The organism is Halomonas binhaiensis, assembly GCF_008329985.2.
Taxonomy (GTDB): domain Bacteria; phylum Pseudomonadota; class Gammaproteobacteria; order Pseudomonadales; family Halomonadaceae; genus Halomonas; species Halomonas binhaiensis.
Map to the genome: position 1 here is coordinate 3964442 of NZ_CP038437.2, position 22987 is coordinate 3987428.

At 58.9% G+C, this 22987-nt stretch carries 14 protein-coding genes; 11 read left to right on the top strand and 3 right to left on the bottom strand.

All coding sequences use genetic code 11. The annotated features are described in order from the left end of the window. Positions 1 to 255 precede the first annotated feature (255 nt). The 5 genes from E4T21_RS17385 to E4T21_RS17405 all read left to right on the top strand — a co-directional run bounded on the left by E4T21_RS17385 (position 256) and on the right by E4T21_RS17405 (position 5087). The gene (locus E4T21_RS17385; protein WP_149286233.1) at positions 256 to 1176 is read left to right on the top strand and encodes a dihydrodipicolinate synthase family protein; all 921 of its coding nucleotides are present in this window, start codon (positions 256 to 258) and stop codon (positions 1174 to 1176) included. A gap of 115 nt (positions 1177 to 1291) precedes the next feature. Next, a complete protein-coding gene (locus tag E4T21_RS17390) occupies positions 1292 to 2257 on the top strand; it encodes a Bug family tripartite tricarboxylate transporter substrate binding protein (RefSeq protein ID WP_205423412.1) in 966 nt (321 codons plus the stop codon). A gap of 53 nt (positions 2258 to 2310) precedes the next feature. Further along, positions 2311 to 2814 (top strand): tripartite tricarboxylate transporter TctB family protein, encoded by a 504-nt coding sequence (locus E4T21_RS17395; RefSeq protein ID WP_149286234.1) that lies wholly within the window; start codon positions 2311 to 2313, stop codon positions 2812 to 2814. Positions 2815 to 2817: 3 nt separating this feature from the next. Beyond that, complete coding sequence (locus tag E4T21_RS17400) at positions 2818 to 4362, top strand: tripartite tricarboxylate transporter permease (RefSeq protein WP_149286235.1); 1545 nt, start codon at positions 2818 to 2820, stop codon at positions 4360 to 4362. Then, positions 4359 to 5087, top strand: coding sequence for a FadR/GntR family transcriptional regulator (locus E4T21_RS17405; protein ID WP_149286236.1), 729 nt, complete (start codon positions 4359 to 4361; stop codon positions 5085 to 5087). The genes E4T21_RS17400 and E4T21_RS17405 overlap by 4 nt, the downstream gene beginning before the upstream one ends. Before the next feature lie 199 nt (positions 5088 to 5286). Here E4T21_RS17405 and E4T21_RS17410 read toward each other — a convergent pair whose 3' ends face one another. Together E4T21_RS17410 and E4T21_RS17415 are read right to left on the bottom strand one after the other, a co-directional pair. Further along, complete coding sequence (locus tag E4T21_RS17410; RefSeq protein WP_149286237.1) at positions 5287 to 6144, bottom strand: sigma-70 family RNA polymerase sigma factor; 858 nt, start codon at positions 6142 to 6144, stop codon at positions 5287 to 5289. Then, entirely contained in the window at positions 6144 to 6617 is a 474-nt protein-coding gene (locus tag E4T21_RS17415; RefSeq protein WP_149286238.1) for a carboxymuconolactone decarboxylase family protein, read from the bottom strand. Before E4T21_RS17415 ends, E4T21_RS17410 begins: the two co-directional genes overlap by 1 nt. 268 nt (positions 6618 to 6885) lie before the next feature. On the opposite strand from E4T21_RS17415, the gene E4T21_RS17420 reads away from it, so the two are divergent. From E4T21_RS17420 to chrA, 5 genes are all read left to right on the top strand, one after another. Continuing rightward, on the top strand, positions 6886 to 8475 hold the full coding sequence (locus tag E4T21_RS17420; RefSeq protein ID WP_149286239.1) for an ABC-F family ATPase: 1590 nt from the start codon (positions 6886 to 6888) through the stop codon (positions 8473 to 8475). Positions 8476 to 8897: 422 nt separating this feature from the next. After that, positions 8898 to 12524 carry an exodeoxyribonuclease V subunit gamma gene (gene recC, locus E4T21_RS17425; protein WP_149286240.1) on the top strand — a complete coding sequence of 1209 codons (3627 nt, stop codon included), beginning with the start codon at positions 8898 to 8900 and terminating at the stop codon, positions 12522 to 12524. Beyond that, positions 12521 to 16600 (top strand): exodeoxyribonuclease V subunit beta, encoded by a 4080-nt coding sequence (gene recB, locus E4T21_RS17430; protein WP_149286241.1) that lies wholly within the window; start codon positions 12521 to 12523, stop codon positions 16598 to 16600. Before recC ends, recB begins: the two co-directional genes overlap by 4 nt. After that, positions 16597 to 18738, top strand: a complete 2142-nt coding sequence (gene recD, locus E4T21_RS17435) for an exodeoxyribonuclease V subunit alpha (RefSeq protein WP_149286242.1) — start codon at positions 16597 to 16599, stop codon at positions 18736 to 18738. The genes recB and recD overlap by 4 nt, the downstream gene beginning before the upstream one ends. 58 nt (positions 18739 to 18796) lie before the next feature. Continuing rightward, complete coding sequence (gene chrA / locus E4T21_RS17440) at positions 18797 to 20023, top strand: chromate efflux transporter (protein ID WP_149286243.1); 1227 nt, start codon at positions 18797 to 18799, stop codon at positions 20021 to 20023. Positions 20024 to 20049: 26 nt separating this feature from the next. Here chrA and E4T21_RS17445 read toward each other — a convergent pair whose 3' ends face one another. Next, the gene (locus E4T21_RS17445; protein ID WP_149286244.1) at positions 20050 to 20763 is read right to left on the bottom strand and encodes a DUF3581 family protein; all 714 of its coding nucleotides are present in this window, start codon (positions 20761 to 20763) and stop codon (positions 20050 to 20052) included. A 605-nt stretch (positions 20764 to 21368) separates the two neighbouring features. Here E4T21_RS17445 and nhaD point away from each other — a divergent pair. After that, positions 21369 to 22790 (top strand): sodium:proton antiporter NhaD, encoded by a 1422-nt coding sequence (gene nhaD, locus E4T21_RS17450; RefSeq protein WP_240349209.1) that lies wholly within the window; start codon positions 21369 to 21371, stop codon positions 22788 to 22790. Positions 22791 to 22987: the final 197 nt, after the last annotated feature.

Here is a 22987-nt window from a genome sequence, read left to right on the forward strand (position 1 = left end):
CTTCCCTATCCAGTCCGCCATCACTGGCTGTCAACTTGCCACGCCTGACACTCTCCTTATCGGCATAAATTTGTCATGTTGTAATCATACTTTAGACGCAGGAAATATGCCTTATTTTTACTATTTAGTTGATTATATTGATTTTTTGTAAATCACCAGAAAACCAACTTGTTTGACAAATTTTCATATCAATACCTAACCTTCCCATCCTCTGGTGGTTGACAATGATCAGCCCTATCACGAAGGAGGGTTCCGATGTCCAAGCAAGAATCACGCTCACGAGTCGAACAGGCCTTGGCGGGTGTATCTGGGGTACATGTGACCCCGTATCAGGAAGACGGTCGTATCAATCATCAATTACTGAGCAAGGTCGTTGACGATATCGCGCAATCAGGGGTTCACAACATCGTCACCGGGGGCAATACGGGAGAGTTCTATGCTCTGACCCTTGATGAGATCGAGACCGTCTATCGCCTGGCCGTCGACAGCAACAAGGGAAGAAGTGTCGTCACCGCAGGAGTCGGACGCAGCCAGGCTGACGCCATTCATCTGACCCACGCAGCCCAGGCAGCCGGCGTCGATGCCATCATGGTCCATCAGCCACCGGATCCGTTTGCGTCACCGCGCATGCTCACCTCATACATTCGCGGCATTGCCGATGAAACCGACCTGCCCATCATCGCCTATGCACGTAATCCGGGATTGACGCCTGGCGACTTTGCCACGCTTGCCGAAATCGACAATGTCGTTGCCATCAAATATGCCATTCCCGACCCACTGCGCATGGCCGAATGCATTCGAGCAACGCAAGGGACATCTCTGTTGTGGATCTGCGGACTGGCTGAAAGCTGGGCATTGCCCTTCTATGCCTACGGCGCCAGGGGGTTCACCTCGGGCCTGGTCAACGTCAACGCCAGACTCACTATGCAATTCCACCAAGCACTCGAAGACCAGCGCTGGGAAGAAGCCCGTCGGCTAATCGATCTCATCGCCGATTTTGAAGACATGCGCACGCTGGAACAGAACGGCACCAATGTCACGGTCGTCAAGGAAGCCATGCGTCTGCAGGGAAGTGACGTTGGCCCCGTGCGTCCCCCGGGGGTGGATCGACTCCATGCGCCCCAGGCTCATAGCCTGAACAACATACTCGAAGGATGGGCATCCACTCAGGCATAACCCGTCAATAGATTCCCAGCACCCATCAATTTCCAGCACCCATCAATTTCCAGCATCAATTGATTTTCAACGCCAATTGACTGCCAAGAACAGTAATAAACATGGAGATTCGTGCATGCCAACTCACAGATTCATGAACCGGCTGATTTGCCTTGTGGGCGCCTCTCTGCTGGCGTCATCCGCTATCGCGGCAGACTTCCCCCAACGCGACATCCGCTTGATCGTGCCCTGGGCTGCTGGCGGAGGTACCGATGGTATCTCGCGCAAGATCAGCAACCTCGCCGAGCAGGACCTGCCGGCTTCTATCTATGCCGAAAACATCACCGGTGCCGTCAGCGCCACTGGGCTCACCCAGATGATGCGTGCCCGCCCTGATGGCCACACGCTCAGTGTGCTGACCTACGACAGCGTGATCACCATACCTCGCGACGAACTGGTACCGGGCTACTCTCTCGACAAGATGACACCCATTGCGCGCATCACCCAGGAGGCTGATGCCATCGTCGCCTCCAAGCAGTCCGGAATCGAGAGTCTCGAGGAGCTCATCGAGACCGCCAAGGCCAAGCCTGGCACTGTCCGTATCGGGGTCATGCCCGAGGGGTCGGGTCCATATCTCGCCGCACGCCGCCTGGAGAACACGACCGGAGCCGACTTCAACATCATTACCTACCCGGGCGCCGCCGCTGCCGAATCAGAAGCCCTGCTGTCCGGCGAGATCGATGCTGCCATCGCCAGTCTTGGCGACTTCGCAGGACTGATTGAATCTGGAGACGTAAAGGGGCTGGTGGAGCTCTCCTCCGAGCAGAACCCGACCTATCCGGATGTACCACCGATCAGTGAAAACGGTATCGATCTGGAGTCCGGCAGCTTCATCGTTCTGGTGGCCCCGGCCAACACGCCCGAAGATGCCATTCAGACACTGGAAGCGGCCTATCGGAAAGCATACGACAGCGATGAATTCCAGCAGTGGATTTCCCAGATAGGCGTTACCCCAAGCTGGCTGGGGTCCGATGAGGTTGGCGACTGGATGCTTACTCGTCAGGAACAGGTGTTCGCGCTAATGGACGAGCTGGGACTTTAATTCATGCGGCCTGGCCTCCGCTCAAGGAGGCCTTTCCATCAGGATGACCCATCATGAACCAGTACAAGACCAGCAAGATACCTGAAGTCGCTTTCCCTGCTATATTGTTCGCGACCTCCCTCGGCTATCTGGCATATTCTCTTCTGCTTGGAGCACCGGTAAGCAAAGGCCTTCCTAGCCCTTTATTCTTTCCAACGGTTCTGGGAGCTGTTGCTCTTCTCCTCTCCACCACTCTGCTGTATAGAGCTATTCGTTCATTCAAGAACAGCTCGCGAGAAGCCAAGAAAGATGAAACCAAGAAAGATGAAATAGCGAAGGAGGAAACGACAGAGCTAAGGCCAGCATTGATCGTTATTGCAACCATTGCATATATCTCAATATTCAACTTCTCTGGATATTTCCTGTCGTCTTTATTCTACATTTTCTGCATTATTTCTATCTTCTCGGATCTCAAGAAGCCGCTCATCACAGCAGTGGGAAGCATCATTATAACCGCCATGGGACTTGTGGTTTTTGAGTATATCTTCCGCATCCGCCTGCCTGGCATTCTGGGGTGATATATGGATTTCACGCTTCTCGTCTTCAGTAGTTTTTCAGAATTATTCAATCCCGTCACACTTATATATGTTGTATCAGGCTTTCTGATAGGGACGGTCTTTGCCGCCATCCCCGGCCTGACAGCCACACTGGCTCTGGCACTCTTGCTGCCCCTGACGTATAGCCTCGATCTCACCACGGCCTTGATGGCCTGTGCCAGTATCTACATGGCAGGCATGTGTGGCGGCAGCATTACCGCAACGACCATCAACATCCCGGGCGCGCCATCATCCATGATGACTGCGCTGGAGGGGTATCCCATGCAGCAACGCGGACAGGGGGCCCAGGCTCTGGGCCATGCGTCGCTGGCCTCGATGATCGGTGGCAGCATTGGTGCCCTGCTCCTGATCATGCTTGCCCCCTTCGTCGCTCAAGCATCGTTGCTGGTGCAGACCGCCGGCAAGTTCTCCCTGATCGCCTTTGCCCTGATCGTCATTGTCATTGCCCAGCGAGGTCGCATTGTAAAAGCCGCCATGGCGGCCTGCCTTGGCCTGATGCTGGCAACGATCGGGCTCGACAGCATGGTTCCCATGGCGCGCTTCACCTTCGGGACAGAGGCGCTGACGGCAGGCATTGACCTGATGCCGGTCATCATCGGCACCTTTGCCATCAGTGAGTTGCTGATCCAGGCCAGAACCGTTGCCGAACACAAGCGTCTACGCCGTGAAGCTCTCCAGACTCCGACCATTCGCCGGCGGGACTTCGTGCCGCCACTGTCCTCGATTCGCGATATCGGCCTCTGGTGCTACATCAAGTCATCACTGATTGGCTATCTGGTCGGCACCTTGCCCGGAGCAGGCGGTTCCATGGGCAGTTTCCTTGCCTATGCCGAAGCCGTGCGCACATCTCGCGAGCCCGAGCGTTTCGGCAAGGGCAATCCCCAAGGCATTGCTGCAGCCGAGAGCGCCAACAACGCCGTCTGTGGTGGCGCCCTGGTTCCCATGCTGACCTTCGGTATTCCAGGCGATCCTATTACCGCCATCGTACTCGGTGTGTTGATCATCAATGGTATCCAGCCAGGCCCTCAGCTATTGGCAGATCAGGCTGGGCTGATTGCTCCCATGCTGGCCTCGCTTCTGTTCAGCGCCATTGTGCTCATTCCCCTGACACTATTTCTCATCGGGCCGTACTTCATTCGCATCGTCTCCATACGCAAGGACATGTTGTACGGTGCCATCGCCCTGCTTGCCGTGGTTGGCAGTTACGTTGCCACCTACTCGGTCTACCAGATGGGGCTGACCCTCGCGCTAGGCGTTCTTGCCTATTACCTTCGCAAGCATGGCTACCCCGTTATCACGCTGCTACTGGGCTTTATTCTTGCACCCAACCTGGAAGAGTTTCTCAGAAGATCGCTGACACTTTCCCAGGGAGATCCATCCATTTTCTTCACCAACATGGATAGTCTGTTCTTTATTGTTCTCACTTTGATTTTTGTCTACTTTCTCGCCATAAAACGCCCAGTTCAATATAATTCAGACAATAGAAGCACTAGCGGAATTACCAAATGAACCTTGATAAAAGCAGCATCCTCGGGACACCTCCCCGAAGAGAGAAACTGGCTGACAAACTTTATGGAAAACTTATGCAGGCCATCATTGATGGCCAGTTCAAGAAAGGCGAAAAGTTGCCATCAGAGCACCGCATATGTCAGCACTACTCGGTTTCTCGCCCTGTCGTCAGAGAGGCGCTGATGCGCCTCCAGGCCGATGGCATCATCATTTCTCGCCAAGGCTCAGGCAGTTTCATTCAACGTATTCCTCCCGCTGGTCTCATTCAGTACGCCGATGCCTCTGATGTCTCTCTTCTGCTCAAGAGTTACGAGGTCAGAATCGCGCTGGAATGCGAGGCCAGCGCGCTGGCGGCGGAACGGCGCAATGAAGGACAGCTGATCCAGCTGCGCGATGCACTCAAGGGAATGGAAGAAGACTTTTCACAAGGCCGCATCGCCAGCGAAGCGGACTTCACCTTCCATATGGTGATTGCAGAAGCCACCGGGAACGATATGTTCCCGAGCATTCTCGAATCCATTCACATCGATATCGAAAAGGCCATGACCATGGCCTTGAGCATCACGCAAAGCGCCAGCCAGGAACGTATCGACCGGGTCATAGGCGAGCATCGCATGATTCTGGAAGCCATCGAGCAGAGAGACAGCGACGGCGCTCGACTGGCCATGCGCTGCCACATCAACGGAGTCCGCAAACGCGTCACGGATAACCTCAGCGATACATGATGTGGCGACGGAAAAGCGCAGTGATTCGCACGCATAGGCACTTAAGCAGGCTTCCGATGGAAGCGCTGAATAAATCAGCCGAGCGTGATGAGGCACAAGGCGCACGGAGCACAACAACCGGAGCCTATGGGGTATAGGTGAGGATTGTGAGCACCGCGCAACACAGTAATTCGCACGCATAGGCATTTATGCAGGCTTCCTAATGCAGATGCCTCAACTTGTCAGGATTCCTCACCACATAGATGGCAGAGATCCTGCCGTCTTCAATATCGAGCGCTGTCGTCTGGAACTCGCCATCGGCTTCCAGCGTGATGAACCCCGGCAAGCCATTGACGAACCCGGTACGCACCAGTGTCGATCCGTGCTCCCGGAGCTTGTCCGCGAGAATTTGCTGAAACTTCATCACGGCATCAAACCCGAAAATGGGCGTGATGGCTGCAGCACGCTTGCCACCGCCATCGGCATGCACACTGATATCGGCAGCCAGCATGTCACCAAGGGCCTGCATATCGCCGCTGCGCGACGCGACGAAGAAGGCCTTGGCAATCTCCAGGCCCTGATGCCTGCTCACCTGATAACGCGGTCTCTCCTCACGCACATGGGTACGTGCACGGGCGGCGAGCTGGCGACAGGCGGCCACATCACGCTGAATGGTCGTGGCGATTTCCTCGTATGCCAACCCGAACACATCGTGCAGCAGGAACGCCGCTCTCTCGAGCGGCGATAGACGTTCCAATGCCAGCATCAAAGGCAAGGTAACGTCTTCTTCCTCCTCCTCTTCCACCACCGGCTCGGGGAGCCACGGGCCGACATAGGTCTCGCGCTGATGCCGTGCCGACTTGAGCTGATCGAGGCAAAGCCGTGTGACCGTGCGACGCAGAAACGCTTCGGGCTCCATCACCTCACCGCGGTCGACCTTCATCCAGCGGATGAAGGCCTCCTGCAGAATGTCCTCCGCGTCAGCGACAGAGCCGAGCATGCGGTAGGCAACGCGCATGAGTCCTGGACGCAGGGTATCAAAACCGACGACGGCATCTTCATGTCTGGCATCCGTCATCAGGCACTCACCCTGGCCACGCTGGCTTTCACTTCGGCAGGATCGACCCAGACACCGAACCCGGTAGCGATACGATTCCAGCCATTGATGACACTGAGTATCAAGGTAAGCTTCACCTGCTCCTCCTCGTTGAACTGATCCTGCAGGGCCTGATAGGCAGCATCCCGCGCATGCCCTTCCGAGAGTCGCGTCATCGCCTCGGTCCAGCCAAGTGCGGCACGCTCACGATCGGTATAGCAGGGAGCCTCACGCCATGCTGCAAGCAGATTGATGCGCTGTTCGGTCTCACCGTTCTCTCGCGCAAACACGGTATGCATGTTGAGGCAGTTAGCGCATCCGTTGATCTGGGAGGCGCGGATCTCGACGAGTCCGACAAGCGTCGGATCCATACTCTTGTTGATGGCAATTGACACACGCTGCCAATCCATCATCAGGGAAGGTGCGGCGGCAAAGGGGTCAACTTTCACCGTCATGGTTCGTCTCCTTCAGAGGGTTTCGATACATTCAGAGGGCTTCGATACATTCAGAACGTTTCGATACCTAGACGAGTGAAGAACCACTGATGTGACATCACATCGAAAATCTGCGGGTATCTACCGCATCACACATCACCATGACACCGAATAGAACGGGAGCTTGGGTGGATAGCACCATGGTCTGACGCGTACAATATGCGCTCCACTTTGGTCGAAGCGTCGGCCCAAGTCCCTCATTCATGTTCCTCCCGCGAGATTCTCCGCTGTGCTCTCTACCGCCAACATCACCATGCAGTTTGGCCCCAAGCCGCTGTTCGAGAACGTTTCTGTCAAATTCGGCCAGGGTCATCGCTATGGCCTGATCGGGGCCAACGGTTGTGGCAAGTCGACCCTGATCAAGATTCTCGGGGGCGACCTGGAGCCTACCAGCGGCCAGGTGATGAAAGACGCCACCACACGACTGGGCAAGTTACGCCAGGATCAGTTCGCCTTCGAGAACGAGCGTGTCATCGATACGGTGATCATGGGTAACGAAGAGCTGTGGTCTGTCGCGGCCGAGCGTGAGCGTATCTATTCGCTGGCCGAGATGAGTGAAGAAGATGGCATGGCGGTGGCGGATCTCGAAGTGCGCTTTGCCGAACTCGATGGCTATACCGCCGAGTCGCGTGCCGGTGAGTTGCTGCTTGGCCTGGGCATCCCCCTGGAACAGCATGATCAGCCGATGAGCGTGGTCGCTCCGGGCTGGAAGCTCCGGGTACTGCTGGCCCAGGCTCTGTTCAGCGACCCCGATGTGTTGCTGCTGGATGAGCCGACCAACCATCTCGATATCAATACGATTCGCTGGCTTGAGGATATCCTCAAGGCGCGTTCGTCGACCATGATCATCATCTCTCACGACCGCCACTTTCTGAACAGCGTCTGTACCCACATGGCGGACCTGGACTACGGCGAGCTGCAGCTGTTCCCAGGCAACTACGATGAGTACATGACCGCTGCCACTCAGGCGCGCGAGCGTCTGCATAACGAGAATGCCAAGAAGAAGGCCGAGATTGCCGAGCTCAAGCAATTCGTCAGCCGTTTCTCGGCCAATGCCTCCAAGGCCAAGCAGGCAACCTCGCGCCAGCGCAAGATCGACAAGATCCAGCTCAATGAGGTCAAGCCCTCATCACGCATCAGCCCCTTCATTCGCTTTGAGCAGAACAAGAAGATTCATCGCCAGGCGTTGGCGGTAGAAGCACTCTCCAAGGCCTGGGACGACAATGTACTGTTCGATCGCTTTGACCTGAGAGTCGAAGCGGGAGAACGCATCGCCATCATCGGGCCCAACGGCATCGGCAAGACCACCTTGCTCAACTGCCTGGTCGGCGCGATGGCGCCTGACACCGGCGAGGTAAAATGGACCGATGCGGCTGAAGTCGGTTATTTCGCCCAGGACCACGCGGCGGACTTCGACGGTGGCGAGACGCTGTTCGAATGGATGCAGCAATGGACGACCGCCGGTGAACAGACAGTGCGTGGCGCCCTCGGCCGGATGTTGTTCTCCAACGACGACATCGGCAAGTCTGTCAAAGTCATTTCAGGTGGTGAGCAAGGACGTATGCTGTTCGGAAAGCTCTCGCTGCAAAACCCCAACGTGCTGGTCATGGATGAGCCCACCAACCACCTGGACATGGAGTCCATCGAGGCGCTCAACCTGGCATTGGAGCACTATCCTGGCACCCTGATTTTCGTTAGCCACGACCGAGAGTTCGTCGGCTCGCTGGCCACGCGCATCATCGAGATGAAAGACGATGGCATCGTCGATTTCAGCGGCAGCTATGATGACTACCTGCGCAGTCAGGGCGTGTTCGGCTGAGGAATATCTGAATAAGTGCCTACGCTACTCAATCGCTGCGTTGCGCGGTGCGCGGAATCCTCACCTATACCCCATAGGCTCCGGTTGACCATCCTTTGGATGTTCTCTCCGCTACGCTTCGGGTCTGTGCTCCGGGCGCCTTGCGCTTGAGCATGCTCGTCGACTTATTCAGAGTATCCCTAAGCCTATCTCTCCTTACTTTCCTTCACTCATGAAGGGCAATCCTCGCTGCCCTTCATGAGTCATCAGCCCCAACTCCGTTCTTCCATGCCGAATCGTCGCATACTCGACGCGGAAGGCTGTTGCCTCGGCGTCAGTGACCCGGCAGGTCGTTGTTCAACGAGACGGTGATGCTTCCCGCCTTTCACAACACCGTGGTTTACGGCACCATTTCCCCAGCACAGTAACCTCAAGGAAGCCGCATGGCGCAGTCGACTGCCCTCACACCGGGATTCATGGTGATCCATGGCAATCACCTGGAAGCACTGCGCGACCTGGCGGTGAACTGGATGCGCCAGCATCCGCTGGGACCGCTGGAAAACGAGGTGCTGCTGGTGCAGAGCAACGGCATCAGCCAATGGCTCAAGTTGGCGCTGGCCGCCAATCCGGAGGACGGTGGCTGCGGTATCGCGGCGGCACTGGATGTCACCCTGCCGGCGCGTTTCCTGTGGCAAGCCTATCGCACGGTGCTGACACATTTGGATGGCCCCGATTCGGTGCCTTCCACATCGCCCTTCGACAAGTCACGCCTGACCTGGCGGCTGATGCGCCTGTTGCCCAGCCTGCTGGACGCCCCAGATACTGCTGAAGCGTTCACTCCATTGAAGCGCTTTCTCGATACCGACGATGACCAGCGCAAGCGCCACCAGTTGGCCGAGCGCCTGGCGGACCTGTTCGACCAGTATCAGGTCTATCGCGGTGACTGGCTGGAAGCCTGGTCCAATGGCGATGATGTACTGATCGATGCACGAGGCCAGTCCCGCCCACTGCCGCAAGACCAACACTGGCAAGCGGTGCTGTGGCGAGTGCTGCGTGCCGATATTGGCGAAGCCGGTATTGCCTCCAGCCGTGCTGGCGTCCACCAGCGCTTTGTCGCTGCCTGCCAGTCTCTCGATGATTCGACGCGTCCAGCAGGGCTGCCACGTCGAATCATGGTATTTGGTATCTCGTCGTTGCCCAGCCAGACCCTGGAGGCCCTGGCCGCCCTGTCGCGGATGTGCCAGGTCGTGCTGTGCGTGCATAACCCTTGTGAGTTCTACTGGGCCGATATCATCGAACACCGCGATCTGTTGCGTGCCGCCCGGCGTCGCCAGCAGCAGCGCCCCGGCATGCCACTGGATCTCGACGACAGCCAGATGCACCTTCACGCCCATCCCTTGCTCGCAGCCTGGGGCAAGCAGGGCCGCGATTACCTGCGCCTGCTCGATGAGTTCGATGAACACCAGCAATATGCCAAGCTGTTCGAGAACGATGCACTACGCATCGACCTGTTTGAACCACATGCCCTGCCCGATGGCCGCCAGCAACTGTTGCATCAGTTGCAGGATGATATTCGCGCCCTGCGCCCGCTGAGTGAAACTCAATCACTTTGGCCCGCGGTTGAAAAAGAAAAGGATGTTTCACTGACATTCCATATTGCGCACAGCCCATTGCGCGAAGTGGAAATACTCCACGATCAGTTGCTCGCCGCTTTCAGTGCCGATGAAACCCTCAGGCCACGAGACGTGCTGGTGATGGTACCGGAGGTGGATGCCTATGCAGCGGCAGTGACATCCGTGTTCGGACGTCTGGAAAGCGACGACCCACGCTACATTCCCTTTACCCTCTCCGACCAGGCCAGCCGCCATCGCCAGCCACTGGCCATCGCCGTGGAAACCCTGACCCGGCTGCCAGAGCTTCGCCTTTCGGTATCGAACCTGCTCGACCTGCTCGAAGTGCCAGCCGTGCGAGAACGCTTTGCCATCCGCGAGGACGATCTCCCGGTGCTGGAACGCTGGATCGCGGGTAGCGGTATCCGCTGGGGACTGGATGCCGAGCAGCGCCAGAGCCTCGACTTGCCAGGAGGGTTGAGCCAGAACACCTGGACCTTTGGCCTGCGCCGTCTACTGCTGGGCTACGCCGTGGGAGAAGGGGCAGCAGATGAACCGACACCAGCGCCAGGACAGGATACGGCCTGGCACGATATCGCGCCCTACGGTGACATCGGCGGACTGGAAGCCGCCTTGGCTGGCCCGTTGGTGCGTCTGATCGACACCCTCGAACATCATTGGCATGCGCTTTCCACACCGACGGATGTAGGCAACTGGTGCATCCGGCTGCGCGCGCTGCTCGACGATTGCCTCAGCCCGGTGGACGATAACGACAGCAACCTGCTCAGCCGTCTCGATCTAGCCTTGGAAACCTGGCATGAATCGGCTATCGAAGCGGACTTCGATGGCGAGATTCCCCTGGCGGTGGTGCGCGAGCAATGGCTGACGACCCTGGACGACGGCGGTCTGTCCCAGCGCTTCCTGGCCGGTGCCGTCAATGTTGCGACCCTGATGCCCATGCGCGCCATTCCGTTTCGCCATGTATGGCTGCTGGGCATGAACGATGGCGACTATCCGCGTACCCAGATTCCCCAGGACTTCGACCTGATGGGCCAGGACTATCGGCCCGGGGATCGTTCGCGTCGGGAGGATGACCGCTACCTGTTTCTCGAAGCCCTGCTCTCCGCCCGGGAGCGCCTGTCCATCAGTTGGGTAGGACGCAGCATTCATGACAATAGCGAATGTCCCCCATCCGTACTGGTCAGCCAGCTGCGCGATCACCTGGCCCGGGGCTGGCAACTGGACGAGAGCGATGAAAATGGCAGTACCGCCCTGCTGGAGCACTTGACCACCGAGCACCCGCTGACGCCTTTCAGCCCTCACTATTTCATGGGCCAGCCACACCTGTTCAGCTATGCCCACGAGTGGCGTCAGGTGCATGATCGTGATGCCCTCACGGACCAGGTCATTGCTCCCCTGCCAGCCTGGGAAGCCAACGCCCCCCTGACACTGGCTCGCCTGTCCCGGTTGCTGGACGACCCCGTCGCTACGTTCTTCAACCAGCGGCTTGGCGTCCGGCTGGCCTTGCCGGAGTCTGGCCGGCTCGACCAGGAGCCCTTTGCCTTGAATGGCCTGGACAGATGGCAGTTGCAAGACACGCTGATCCAGGCCCAGCGCAGGGCCGTCGACAGTACTGAAGGCGGTGAAGACGACAGGCACCAGGCTCGTCAGGATGCCTTGTACAGCACACTGGATCGGCTGGCCCGGGAAGGTCATCTCGCCATGGGGGGCTTTGCCGAACGTATGCGTCAGCACCTGGTCGAGCCCATGGATGAATTGTTCGAGCTATATGCCCGAACCTGCCAACGCTGGCCCCATGCCCATCAGGTCGCCACCCCGGTTTCCCTGACACTGGGAGGTCTGGAAATCGAGGATGTCATCGATGAACTTCGCCAAGACGCTGATGGCCAGCGCTGTCGAGTGGTATTGCTGACATCCAGCTTGATTCGCAACAACCGTTACCACTGGAAGCATTGGGTCCGCCCCTGGGTGGTGCATCTCGTGGCTCAGATCTGTCTCGGCCCGACCACCACCCGCCTGCTGTCCCGCGTGGGAGATGGCCATCTGCCCCCACTGTCCGCCGATGAGGCACAGTCCTGGCTCGGCAACATTGCCACCGTCTGGCATCAAGCGATGTGTCGCCCGCTACCCTTGGCCAGAGATTCGGCTTTCGCCTGGCTGCGCAAAGGCGGAACTCCTGCAGCCATGTCTCGTATTCTCGAGGGACAGTCTGAAAAAGCGGATGAAGCGGCCCTGGATGATGCCTGGAAAGTCCTGGTAGGCAATGAATTCCAGCCTGGGGAATTCCCTCGCAATGCTTACCTGACCCGTGTCTGGGCCGGACCAGAAGCCCTGATCAATGAGCATGGCAATGAATTTGCCGCTCTCGCCGAATCGCTATATGGGCCGCTCAGCCGTCTTGCGAGGTCCGGGGAAGCTGACAATGGAGGCAACCAATGACCACCAGCATCATGCTTGATCCGGTCACGCTGCCTCTCGACGGCAACCGGCTGATAGAGGCCAGCGCCGGGACCGGCAAGACCTTTACCATCGCCTTGCTGTACGTGCGCCTGGTCCTCGGCCCCAGACCCTGCACTGCCGATGGCGAACCGGATACTGCTGCCTTTCCACGTCCGCTGACACCGCCTGAAATTCTGGTGGTGACCTTTACCAATGCCGCCACACTGGAGCTACGCGACCGCATTCGTGCACGCCTGGTGGAAGCGGCAGAGCTTTTTCAACAACCCGTTCAACAACCAACTCAACAACAGGCGCCGCAATCAACAGAGCCGCAGGATGCCGACAACGCAGGCGATCCCCTGGTGCGCCTGCGCAACCAGTGGCCACAGGAACACTGGCCCGCCTGTGGTCGGCGCTTGCAACTGGCCGCGGAATGGATGGACGAAGCGGCCATCTCGACAATCCATTCCTGGTGCCACCGCATGCTCAGCGAGCATGCCTTCGACAGCGGCAGCCTGTTCTCGCTTTCCCTGGAAACCGATCAGAGCGAACTGGAACTGGACGTCGCCCGTGACTATTGGCGCACCTTCCTCTATGCATTGCCCAGCGAATATCTCGACCAGCTCACGAGTCATTGGGAAACGCCGGAAGCCCTGCACAAGGCCCTGGGAAGATTGTTGCCCCATGCTGAAAGCCTGGACGAAGCTCCAGTTCCTCTGGAAACCTTTGAGCATGTCAGTGCCGAAACCGAGCACTGCCTTGCCGAACTCAAGGCACCCTGGCCTGCCTGGCTGGATGAGATGGAGGCCGTACTTGAAGATGCTGCTTCGCGCAAAGCCTTCAATGGCCAGAAGTTCAACTCCCGGAGTCGCGCCAACTGGCTCGCCGCCCTGCGCCAGTGGGTGGAAGATCCAGGCCAGAAACAGCCTGTCCTGAGCGATGCCGCCTGGAAACGTCTCACCCCGCAAGGCATGGCCGATATCTGGAAAGAGGGTCCACCGCCGGACTTGCCCGCCCTGAATGCACTGGCCGAACTGCCTGCGCACTTGAACGACCTGCCCGACGCCTACCCGGCACTGGTCAGTCACGCGGTGCGCTGGATGGCGGAGCGCCGCCGCCAGGCCCAGGCCCGCCGGGCAGAAATTGGTCCCGATGACCTGCTGATTCATCTGGATCGAGCGCTTTGCGGAAGCGATTCCGCTCAGGCTGGTTCTCAAGCCGACTCTCAGAGCAAACGGCTGGCCGAACGTATCCGGCGTCAGTTTCCCGTGGCCATGGTCGACGAGTTCCAGGACACCGACCCGGTGCAATATCGCCTGTTTGATCGTGTCTATCGGCTCAGTGGCAATGACAGCCCCGAGGAGGAAATCGAGCCGAGCGCCGTATTGCTGATTGGCGACCCCAAGCAGGCCATCTACGCTTTCCGTGGCGCCGATATCCATACCTACCTGGAAGCCCGGCATGCCACCCAGGGACGTCATGCCACACTGGGCAGAAACTTCCGCTCCACCGAAGCCATGGTCCGCGCCGTCAACCACTGCTTCGCGCAGGCCGAAGGTTATGCCAGTGGCGCATTCCTGTTTCGGCATGGCACCGACAACCCCTTGCCCTTTGTACCCGTGGCAGCCAACGGTCGCGACGAAACCCTGATGGACAATGGCACGTCATTACCTGCCCTGACGCTGTGGTATCAGGACAGCGAAGACGACGTATCCGGGGGTAGCTATTCCAAGGGCAGCGACTCCAAGGGCAACTATTCTAAAGGCCACTACCGCGAGACCATGGCCGAAGCCTGCGCCAGCTATATGACCAGGCTGCTGATCGGTGCCCGCGAGGGGCGTACCGGCTTCAGCTCTCCCACAACCGACTCTTCCACAACCGGTTCTTCAACAGACAAGCATGCTGAGTTGCGGGAGTTGACACCGGGCGAGCTGGCGGTACTGGTCAACAATGGCAGCGAAGCGCGCGCCATTCGCCAGGCCCTGTCGCGGCGGGGAATAAAGAGTGTCTATCTGTCGGACAAGGACGGCGTCTTCGCGACGCCAGCCGCTGTGGAAATCGAAACCTGGTTGCGCGCTGTCAGCCATCCGGACGATGGGATGGCCTTGCGCGCCGCATTGGCCACCCCCAGCTTGGGGCTACGCCTGGATGAGCTGGATGCATTGTCCAGTGCGCGGGAGCAGGATGACCTGGCCTGGGAACGCCGGGTGCTGCAGTTCCGAGACTATCGCCAGCGTTGGCGGCGACAGGGGGTCCTGCCGATGCTTCGCCGCCTGCTGGGCGACTTCAATGTCGCGGCCCGCCTGCTGGCCGACCAGGAGCGTGGCGAGCGCCATCTCACCGATCTGCTGCACCTTGGAGAGTTGCTTCAGCAAACCAGTCAGGAGCTGGATGGCGAGCATGCGCTGATCCGCTACCTGGCCGAGGGCCGACAGGCAGACCCCGCGCGGGATGATCGCCACCGGCTACGCCTGGAAAGTGATGCTGACCTGGTGCAGGTCGTGACCATCCACAAATCCAAGGGGCTGGAATACCCCCTGGTGTTTCTACCCTTCATCGCCAGTTTCAGGGAACAGAAAAAGACCGATGTCCCATTGTGGTGGCACGACGGCCAGCACAAACGACTGGCCCTGCAAGCCAGCGACGAGATTCTCGAACACGCTGACCGAGAACGCCTGGCCGAGGATCTGCGCAAGCTGTATGTGGCCTTGACCCGGGCACGTCACGCCTGCTGGCTTGGGCTGGCTCCATTGCCGCAACTCGAACGCAGCGCCATCGGTTACTTGCTCGGCGGAGGCGAAGCCCTGGGGCCGAACAACCTGAAGATGGTGCTGTCGCGCCTGGCTGCCGGAGAAGCCTCCATTGCCCTGACCGCTTTGCCGGAAGCCGACACCACCCGGCTCACATCCGACACTGACAACGTACTGCTCGAACCTGCCCGAACCCCACGACGGGCGGCCAGGGAGCACTGGTGGATTGCCAGCTATTCCGCACTGCAGCTCGGCAGCTTGCGTAGCTCTACCTCCACCGCTCAGCACAGCTTGATGCTGGATGACCGCATCGATACGGCTTTCCAGGCTATTGAGTCTCCCGGCGATACACTGCAAGACAGCGAATCCCGGAAGCACGCCGAACCCACCACCGCCTTGGAAGCCAATGTCCGCGAGCTGGCCTTCGAGCCGGATGATAAACGCGGTGCCATGCTCCCCGCGGCCACCAGCTTGCACCGCTTTCCCCGCGGGCCCGCCGCAGGCACTTTCCTGCATGGTCTGCTCGAGTGGGCAGGCGAGCAGGGGTTTGCTAATGCCCTGGAGGAGCAACGCTTGGCCGACATGGTCCAGCGCCGCACCCGCCTGCGCGGGTGGGAAGACTGGGCCTCCCCCCTGTGCCAGTGGTTGACCCAGCTTGTCTCGACCCCGCTACCTCTTCCTTCGGCGCCCCCTATGGCACTGCAAGATATCCATGGCTACCAGGTCGAACTGGAGTTCTGGCTTGCCAGCCACAACGTCGACACCCGGCGCCTGGATGATCTGGTCAGCGCCAATCTGCTACCCGGCCATCCTCGTCCACGCCTGGAGGCCGATACCCTGAACGGCATGCTCAAGGGGTTCATTGATCTGGTGGTGGAGCACCATGGTCGCTTCTACGTGGTGGATTGGAAATCGAACTACCTGGGTGATGACGACTCGGCCTACCATGCCGATGCCATGCGCGATGCCGTCCTGAGCAAGCGCTACGATGTCCAATACGCCCTTTATCTGCTGGCCCTGCATCGCCTGCTGGCTGCGCGACTGCCTGACTACGATAGTCAGCAGCACCTTGGCGGTGCCATCTACGTGTTCCTGCGTGGTATCACCGCCAGCAGCCGCGGCGTTCATGCCGAGTGTCCAGCGCCCGCCTTCATCACGGCATTGGATGAGCTGTTTCGTGGTGCACCTTCAGTGACGAAAGAGCCTTCAGCCAAAAAAGAGCCTTCAGCTAAAGAAGAGCCTTCAGCTAAAAAAGAGCCCTCAGCTAAAGAAAAGCCTTCAGCGATAAACGAAACGCCCGCAGCCAAAGGAGAACATCGCCAATGAGCCAGCATCACCCCGCCCTGAGCGATCGCGGCACGTTGCTTGCCCTGCTCGATCGTTGGGTGACACGCGGCTGGCTCAAGGAACTGGACCGGACGTTTGCAGAGTTCCTTGTCCAGGAATGTCCCGATGCCCCGCCGTTGTTGCTGCTGGCAGCGGCGCTGACCAGCCATCAACTGGGCCGGGGCCACTTGTGCCTCGACCTGGCCGAGACCTTGAACGTTCCCGACCTAGCCCTGTCCTTGCCACCGGAAGGAGATGGGCTGGAGGACCTGCCACCTCTGCCAAGCCAAGTGCTGGCCGAATTGAGCACGGACGAATGGGCTGCGGCTCTGGCACACCCGCAACTGGTCGGTCATGGGCACGGAGTAACCCCCCTCGTCGCAGAGAGCGTCGGGCATGACGCTAACATCACGACACGCCTGTATCTGCGCCGCTACTGGCAGCATGAGCAGGATATTCGACATAGCATCTCTGCCCGTCTCGAAACGGCAGCATCGAATCCTGACGACTTTGCCACGCCCCTGGATGCGTTGTTCCCCCGCGCCACAGACATCGATTGGCAACGCCAGGCCTGTGCCCTCGCTGCCCGCTCGCCATTCGCCGTCATCACCGGGGGACCCGGTACCGGCAAGACCACCACCGTCGTCAAGCTGCTGGCCCTGCTGCAGAGCCATGCTCTCAAGCAAGCCGGCCGAGCCTTGCGCATTCGCCTGGCAGCCCCTACAGGCAAGGCAGCGGCCCGGCTCAATGCCTCCATTGCCGCCCAGGTGGAAAACCTGATGCTGGATGGTCTCAGCGAGGATCCCCAGCGATTGCGCGATGCCATCCCCAGCGAGGTTGTCACATTGCATCGCCTGCTGGGCTCACGCCCGGACACTCGGCGCCTGCAGCACAACGCACAATCGCCTTTGGCACTCGACATGCTGGTGGTGGACGAAGCATCCATGGTCGATGTAGAGATGATGGCAGCGTTGCTCAAGGCTTTGCCAAACCAGGCACGCCTGGTACTGCTTGGCGACAAGGATCAGTTGGCTTCGGTGGAAGCCGGAGCCGTGCTGGGAGACTTGTGCCGACGCGCCGAGGGCGGCCATTATCTCCCGGAAACTGCCGCCTGGCTTCGCACCGCCACCGGCCAGAGCCTGCCGAATGATGTCATCGATGCCAACGGCCTCAACCTGGATCAGGTCGTGATGATGCTGCGTGTCAGCCACCGCTTTGACGCATCAAGCGGCATTGGACAACTGGCCAAGGCCGTCAATGCCGGGGCTCCAGATGCCGCTCGGCGCATTCTCAACCAAGGCTTTCCGGATCTGGTCGGCCTGTCGCTGTCCGCCGATGATGCAACCACGGGGAAACGGCTTGAACAGCTGGTTGTCGAGGGGTCGGCTCACAAGGCAGGCAATGCAGCAAAAGGCTACCGTCATTATCTGGATGTCATGCTCCGGACACGCCCTGCACATCAAGCCGCCGGCACGCCTGACATGAATATCGACGGCAATGTCAGCCACAGCAATGCCAACGACGGCAACCTGGTGTGGGATGACTGGGCCAGGCGTGTGCTCCACGCTCATGGCAGTTTCCAGTTGCTGTGTGCCTTGCGCCGGGGACCATGGGGAGTGGAAGGGCTCAATATCCGGATTCGCCAGGCCCTTTCCCGTAGCGGCTGGTTGCCGGGCTGGACCGCCGAGGTGTCGGAGGAAACCTGGTATCCCGGCCGGCCTGTCCTGATCACTCGTAATGACTATGGCCTTGGCCTGATGAATGGCGATATCGGCATCACCCTGGCCCTCCCTGACCCGGAGCATGCTAGAGGTACCACGCTTCGAGTTGCCTTTCCGGCGACGGATGGCAGTGACCGCATTCGCTGGGTGCTACCCGCCCGCCTGCGCGATGTCGAAACAGTTTTCGCCATGACAGTGCACAAGTCACAAGGCTCCGAGTTCGAGCACACCGCCCTGGTCCTGCCGAATGCCCCCAACCCCATCCTGACTCGGGAACTGGTCTACACCGGCATCACCCGAGCCCGACACTGGCTGACACTGGTGGAAAACGGGCACGGCATCCTCGACCAGGCCATCACCCGTCGGGTGATACGCGCCAGCGGCCTGAATTGGGAGCCTTCTCTATTCCCATCATGACCCTGTCATATGAACGCGCCAGGATGATCGCTCAATGAACACCAGCAGATGACGCTACATGACGACCTCTTCCTCGTATTCATCCTTGCGTGAAATTTTCCGCGCCTTCCTGGTGTTGGGGCTTACCTCCTTCGGTGGCCCCGTGGCCCATCTTGGATATTTTCGCCAAGCTTTCGTCGCTCGCCGAGGATGGCTGAGCGAAAGCAGTTATGCCGACCTGGTGGTGCTATGTCAGTTCCTTCCCGGTCCGACAAGCAGCCAGGTAGGGTTATCCATCGGCCTGATGCGCGGAGGACTCAAGGGGGCACTGGCTGCCTGGTTGGCTTTCACCCTGCCTTCTGCCCTGGCCATGATGCTATTTGCCCTCGGAGCTTCCGCCATGGGCGGGCCACTGGGCGAATCGCTGATACATGGTCTCAAGCTGGTAGCAGTGGTGATCGTGGCCCAGGCCGTGCTGGGCATGGCGCGCAGTCTTTGCCCCGATGCCATTCGGGCTTCCATTGCGGCCCTGGCCATCGTAATGATCGCCATGGCTGATCACATTGGTGCAGCAGTATTTGGCCAGGTCATCGCCATCGCGAGTGGTGCCCTGATCGGGTGGGGCCTGTGGCGTGATGAGAAGGAACATGACGCCTCTGCCCACAAGGACCTTCAGATGGTGTTTGGCGTCCCGCTCCCACCCTGGTTGCCTGCCCTGTCGTTGAGCCTGTTTGTCGTGCTATTGGCAGGGCTGCCGCTGCTGGCTCTGGTGAGTCAACACCTGGGGCTGGGGCTGGCAGATGCGGCCTTCAGAGCCGGTGCTCTGGTGTTTGGCGGTGGCCATGTCGTGCTGCCCCTGCTGGAAGCCGAGACAGTCGGGCCGGGCTGGGTGACACAGGATGCCTTTCTGGCGGGATATGGTGCAGCACAGGCAGTACCCGGACCGTTATTCACCTTTGCGGCCTACCTGGGAACCGAGGCAGGAGATGGCAGCCTGTTACTCGGCCTGGTGGCGCTGATCGCGATTTTCCTGCCGGGAACACTGCTGGTCACAGGATTGCTGCCACTATGGCAACAACTCCGTACCCGTCGTGGTCTACAGGCCGCCATGCGTGGGGCCAATGCAGCCGTCGTCGGCCTGCTGGGGGCGGCACTCTACGACCCGGTATGGAAAACCGCCGTGACCTCCATGAGCGACCTGTCCATCGTCGTCATCGGGTTCGTCATGCTGGTGGCCTGGCGCCTGCCACCCTGGACTGTCGTGCTGTTGTGCCTGGGCATCGGACTGATCCAGGGGCTGATCTGAGTGCACTCAAACCTGGCCCCGAGGATTCAGGCAGAGACCGTGTGGGCTGCCTTGAGGCGATAGAACTCACTGACGATATCGTCCATAGCCTCGGCATCATAGGCGCACAGGCCACTGACCACGAGTTTCTTGGAGCCCACGCCGATATCCTCTCCGTCGGCCTTGATGCCAAATTCCAGGCTGACATCCCCCCGTTTGCCAAGCACGGCAAGCTCGGAGTCGCGAAGCTGCAGCTCGGGTTGCAATGCATCGAGCCTGTCCAGTGAAAAGCCCATGCTGTCGTAGATCACCAGCGGGCGCTTGGGATTGAACATCACGCCATGCTGCTGCATCAGCGGCTTGAGGTAGTGAGGAAAGTTCTTGCCCGAAAATGCTACATAGCAACGTGTGAAGGCTTCGATCACGCTGGCGTCCTGAGTGGTCTCACCGCGCCGCATCACTTCGAGATAGCACTTGCCTTCGTCATCGAAGACGCGAATCACACCATCATCACTAGAAGCAAAGGTCAGCGAGCGGTCTGCTCCCACCATGGCCAGGAAACGAAAACTCATATGCTGGGACAATCCGAAACGCGATAGCACCAGGGCGAACAGCAGGTCGCCAGGCACGCAGAAACGCCGTGCCCCCGGGGTATGAATGGGGTTGAAATCACCCGCGATGCGCTTGGCAAAGCGGCTTGCCTGGTCGGCCGAAATCAGAATGCGATCGTCGACACAGCGGTGAAATTCGTCGAGAAACATGTGACAAACGCCTGGCTGGATCATGAGAGAAGGAGAACGTTCCTGCTCCCCCGAACCCGCATAATGCCATAGAACATGCCCTCTGAGCAGGCAAATGGCGTGACCGAGCGACGCACAATGGGCGTATTGCCTTATTCAGCGTACTTTGCTTTGCACTTTTGCCTTCGCCTCGCGCCTCTCATCGACGCCCTTCAGATGAACATTAAGGCAGGAGTCCTCCCCCACCTTTTGCCGCATATTGCGCCGCAAAAGCCTGTGCTAGGCTCAATCTCGATTTCTCACCTTTTCCATACACTTAGGAATCGCTGAATAAATCAGCCGAGCGGAATGAAGCACAAGGCGCACGGCGCGCAACAACCGGAGCCTATGGGGTATAGGTGAGGATGGTGAGCACCGCGCACCAATTCGCAGGGAGCGAATTGGAACATCCTTCGGATGGCCCGAAGGGTAGCCGCCATGGATGGCGGCTATAGCACAGTGATTCGCACGCGCAGGCATTTATACAGTGTTTCCCTTACTCGGGACTCGTCGTCATGATAACCAACAACGCGACACCTGAACGTCCAAGCCTCAGGATGACATATTCCTGTCAATGGCCGGCCCTCATGGCTACCGCTCTACTATTGCTAGGGTTCAGCGGTGCCAGTCATGCCGTTACCGGTGAACTGAACCTGACAGGCTCCACGACAGGCTTCCTTGCCGTGGCCGTTTTCGTGGTGGCCTATGGTCTGGTCATGGCGGAAGAAAAACTGCACATGCGCAAGTCCAAGCCGGTCCTGGTGGCTGCTGGCATCATCTGGGCATTGATTGGTTGGGTTTATGTGCAATCAGGACTGCCGGATGAGGCGGAGCATGCCTTCCATGCCACCTTGCTGGAATTCTCGGAGTTGATGCTGTTCCTGCTGGTCGCCATGACCTACATCAACGCCATGGATGAACGCCAGGTATTCGATGGACTGCGAGCCTGGATGGTGCAAAAAGGCTTCAGCTATCGCAGCCTGTTCTGGCTGACCGGCGGGTTGGCATTCATCATCTCGCCTGTCGCCGATAACCTGACGACCGCCTTGCTGATGTGTGCCGTGGTCACCAAGGTGGCCGAGGGCGACCGCAAGTTCATCAACCTGTCCTGCATCAATATCGTCGTTGCCGCCAATGCTGGCGGCGCCTTCAGCCCCTTCGGCGACATCACCACATTGATGGTGTGGCAAGCGGGCCTGGTCCAGTTCCAGGAGTTCTTCGAGCTGCTGGTGCCATCATTGGTCAACTTCCTGGTCCCGGCTCTGGCCATGACGCTGTTCATTCCCAAACGCACGCCTGAAAGCCTGGATGAGGCGGTGGAACTCAAGCGCGGTGCAAGGCGCATCATTCTACTGTTCCTGCTGACTGTCGCCACGGCCGTTGCCTGCCATACGCTGCTGCATCTGCCACCGGTGCTGGGCATGATGACCGGCCTCGGTTACCTGCAGTTCTTTGGTTACTACCTGCGCAAGAGCTTGCCTCGGTCCCTGGATCGCAAGCGTACCCAGTATGTTCAGCGAGGCGACTGGCGGAAGCTGGAGCAGTTGGGCAGCGTCGTGCCTTTCGACGTCTTCAATCGTATCGCTCGTGCCGAGTGGGACACCTTGCTGTTCTTCTATGGCGTTGTCATGTGTGTTGGCGGGCTTGGCTTCATGGGCTATCTGGGGCTGTTGTCCGATGTCATGTATACCCAGTGGAACGCAACCTGGGCCAATATCGCCCTGGGCATCATGTCGGCCGTCATCGATAACATTCCCGTCATGTTTGCCGTGCTGACCATGGAGCCCGACATGTCGCATGGCCACTGGCTGCTGATCACACTCACCGCAGGTGTTGGCGGCAGTTTGCTATCCATTGGCTCTGCTGCCGGCGTGGCCCTGATGGGGCAGGCTCGTGGCTACTACACTTTCATGGGCCACTTGCGCTGGACGCCCGTCATCGCACTCGGCTATGCCGCCAGCGTGGCCACGCATTTATGGCTTAACCAGGCCAGCTTCACTCTCCCCTGATCCCCTCCGTTCCTCCCACTGACGCTGGCTTTTCGCCAGCGTCAGTCATTTTTTCGCCGTCTTTTTTGAAGATTATGTCGTTTTATTAGATATTTACCTTGTAAAGATGTGGTATAGACTAATCTTTTAATCACTAAAACAACGCAACCACCAAGAATAACTCTGCAGCAGGGAACCTCTCCCTATCCGGGCAAGGC

Coding starts and splice junctions, on each gene's coding strand:
- E4T21_RS17445 (WP_149286244.1), bottom strand. CDS start 20,763: ATGTTTCTCGACGAATTTCACCGCTGTGTCGACGATCGCATTCTGATT.
- E4T21_RS17395 (WP_149286234.1), top strand. CDS start 2,311: ATGAACCAGTACAAGACCAGCAAGATACCTGAAGTCGCTTTCCCTGCT.
- recB (WP_149286241.1), top strand. CDS start 12,521: ATGACCACCAGCATCATGCTTGATCCGGTCACGCTGCCTCTCGACGGC.
- E4T21_RS17390 (WP_205423412.1), top strand. CDS start 1,292: ATGCCAACTCACAGATTCATGAACCGGCTGATTTGCCTTGTGGGCGCC.
- E4T21_RS17415 (WP_149286238.1), bottom strand. CDS start 6,617: ATGACGGTGAAAGTTGACCCCTTTGCCGCCGCACCTTCCCTGATGATG.
- recC (WP_149286240.1), top strand. CDS start 8,898: ATGGCGCAGTCGACTGCCCTCACACCGGGATTCATGGTGATCCATGGC.
- nhaD (WP_240349209.1), top strand. CDS start 21,369: ATGGCTACCGCTCTACTATTGCTAGGGTTCAGCGGTGCCAGTCATGCC.
- E4T21_RS17400 (WP_149286235.1), top strand. CDS start 2,818: ATGGATTTCACGCTTCTCGTCTTCAGTAGTTTTTCAGAATTATTCAAT.
- E4T21_RS17405 (WP_149286236.1), top strand. CDS start 4,359: ATGAACCTTGATAAAAGCAGCATCCTCGGGACACCTCCCCGAAGAGAG.
- recD (WP_149286242.1), top strand. CDS start 16,597: ATGAGCCAGCATCACCCCGCCCTGAGCGATCGCGGCACGTTGCTTGCC.
- E4T21_RS17410 (WP_149286237.1), bottom strand. CDS start 6,144: ATGACGGATGCCAGACATGAAGATGCCGTCGTCGGTTTTGATACCCTG.
- E4T21_RS17385 (WP_149286233.1), top strand. CDS start 256: ATGTCCAAGCAAGAATCACGCTCACGAGTCGAACAGGCCTTGGCGGGT.
- chrA (WP_149286243.1), top strand. CDS start 18,797: ATGACGACCTCTTCCTCGTATTCATCCTTGCGTGAAATTTTCCGCGCC.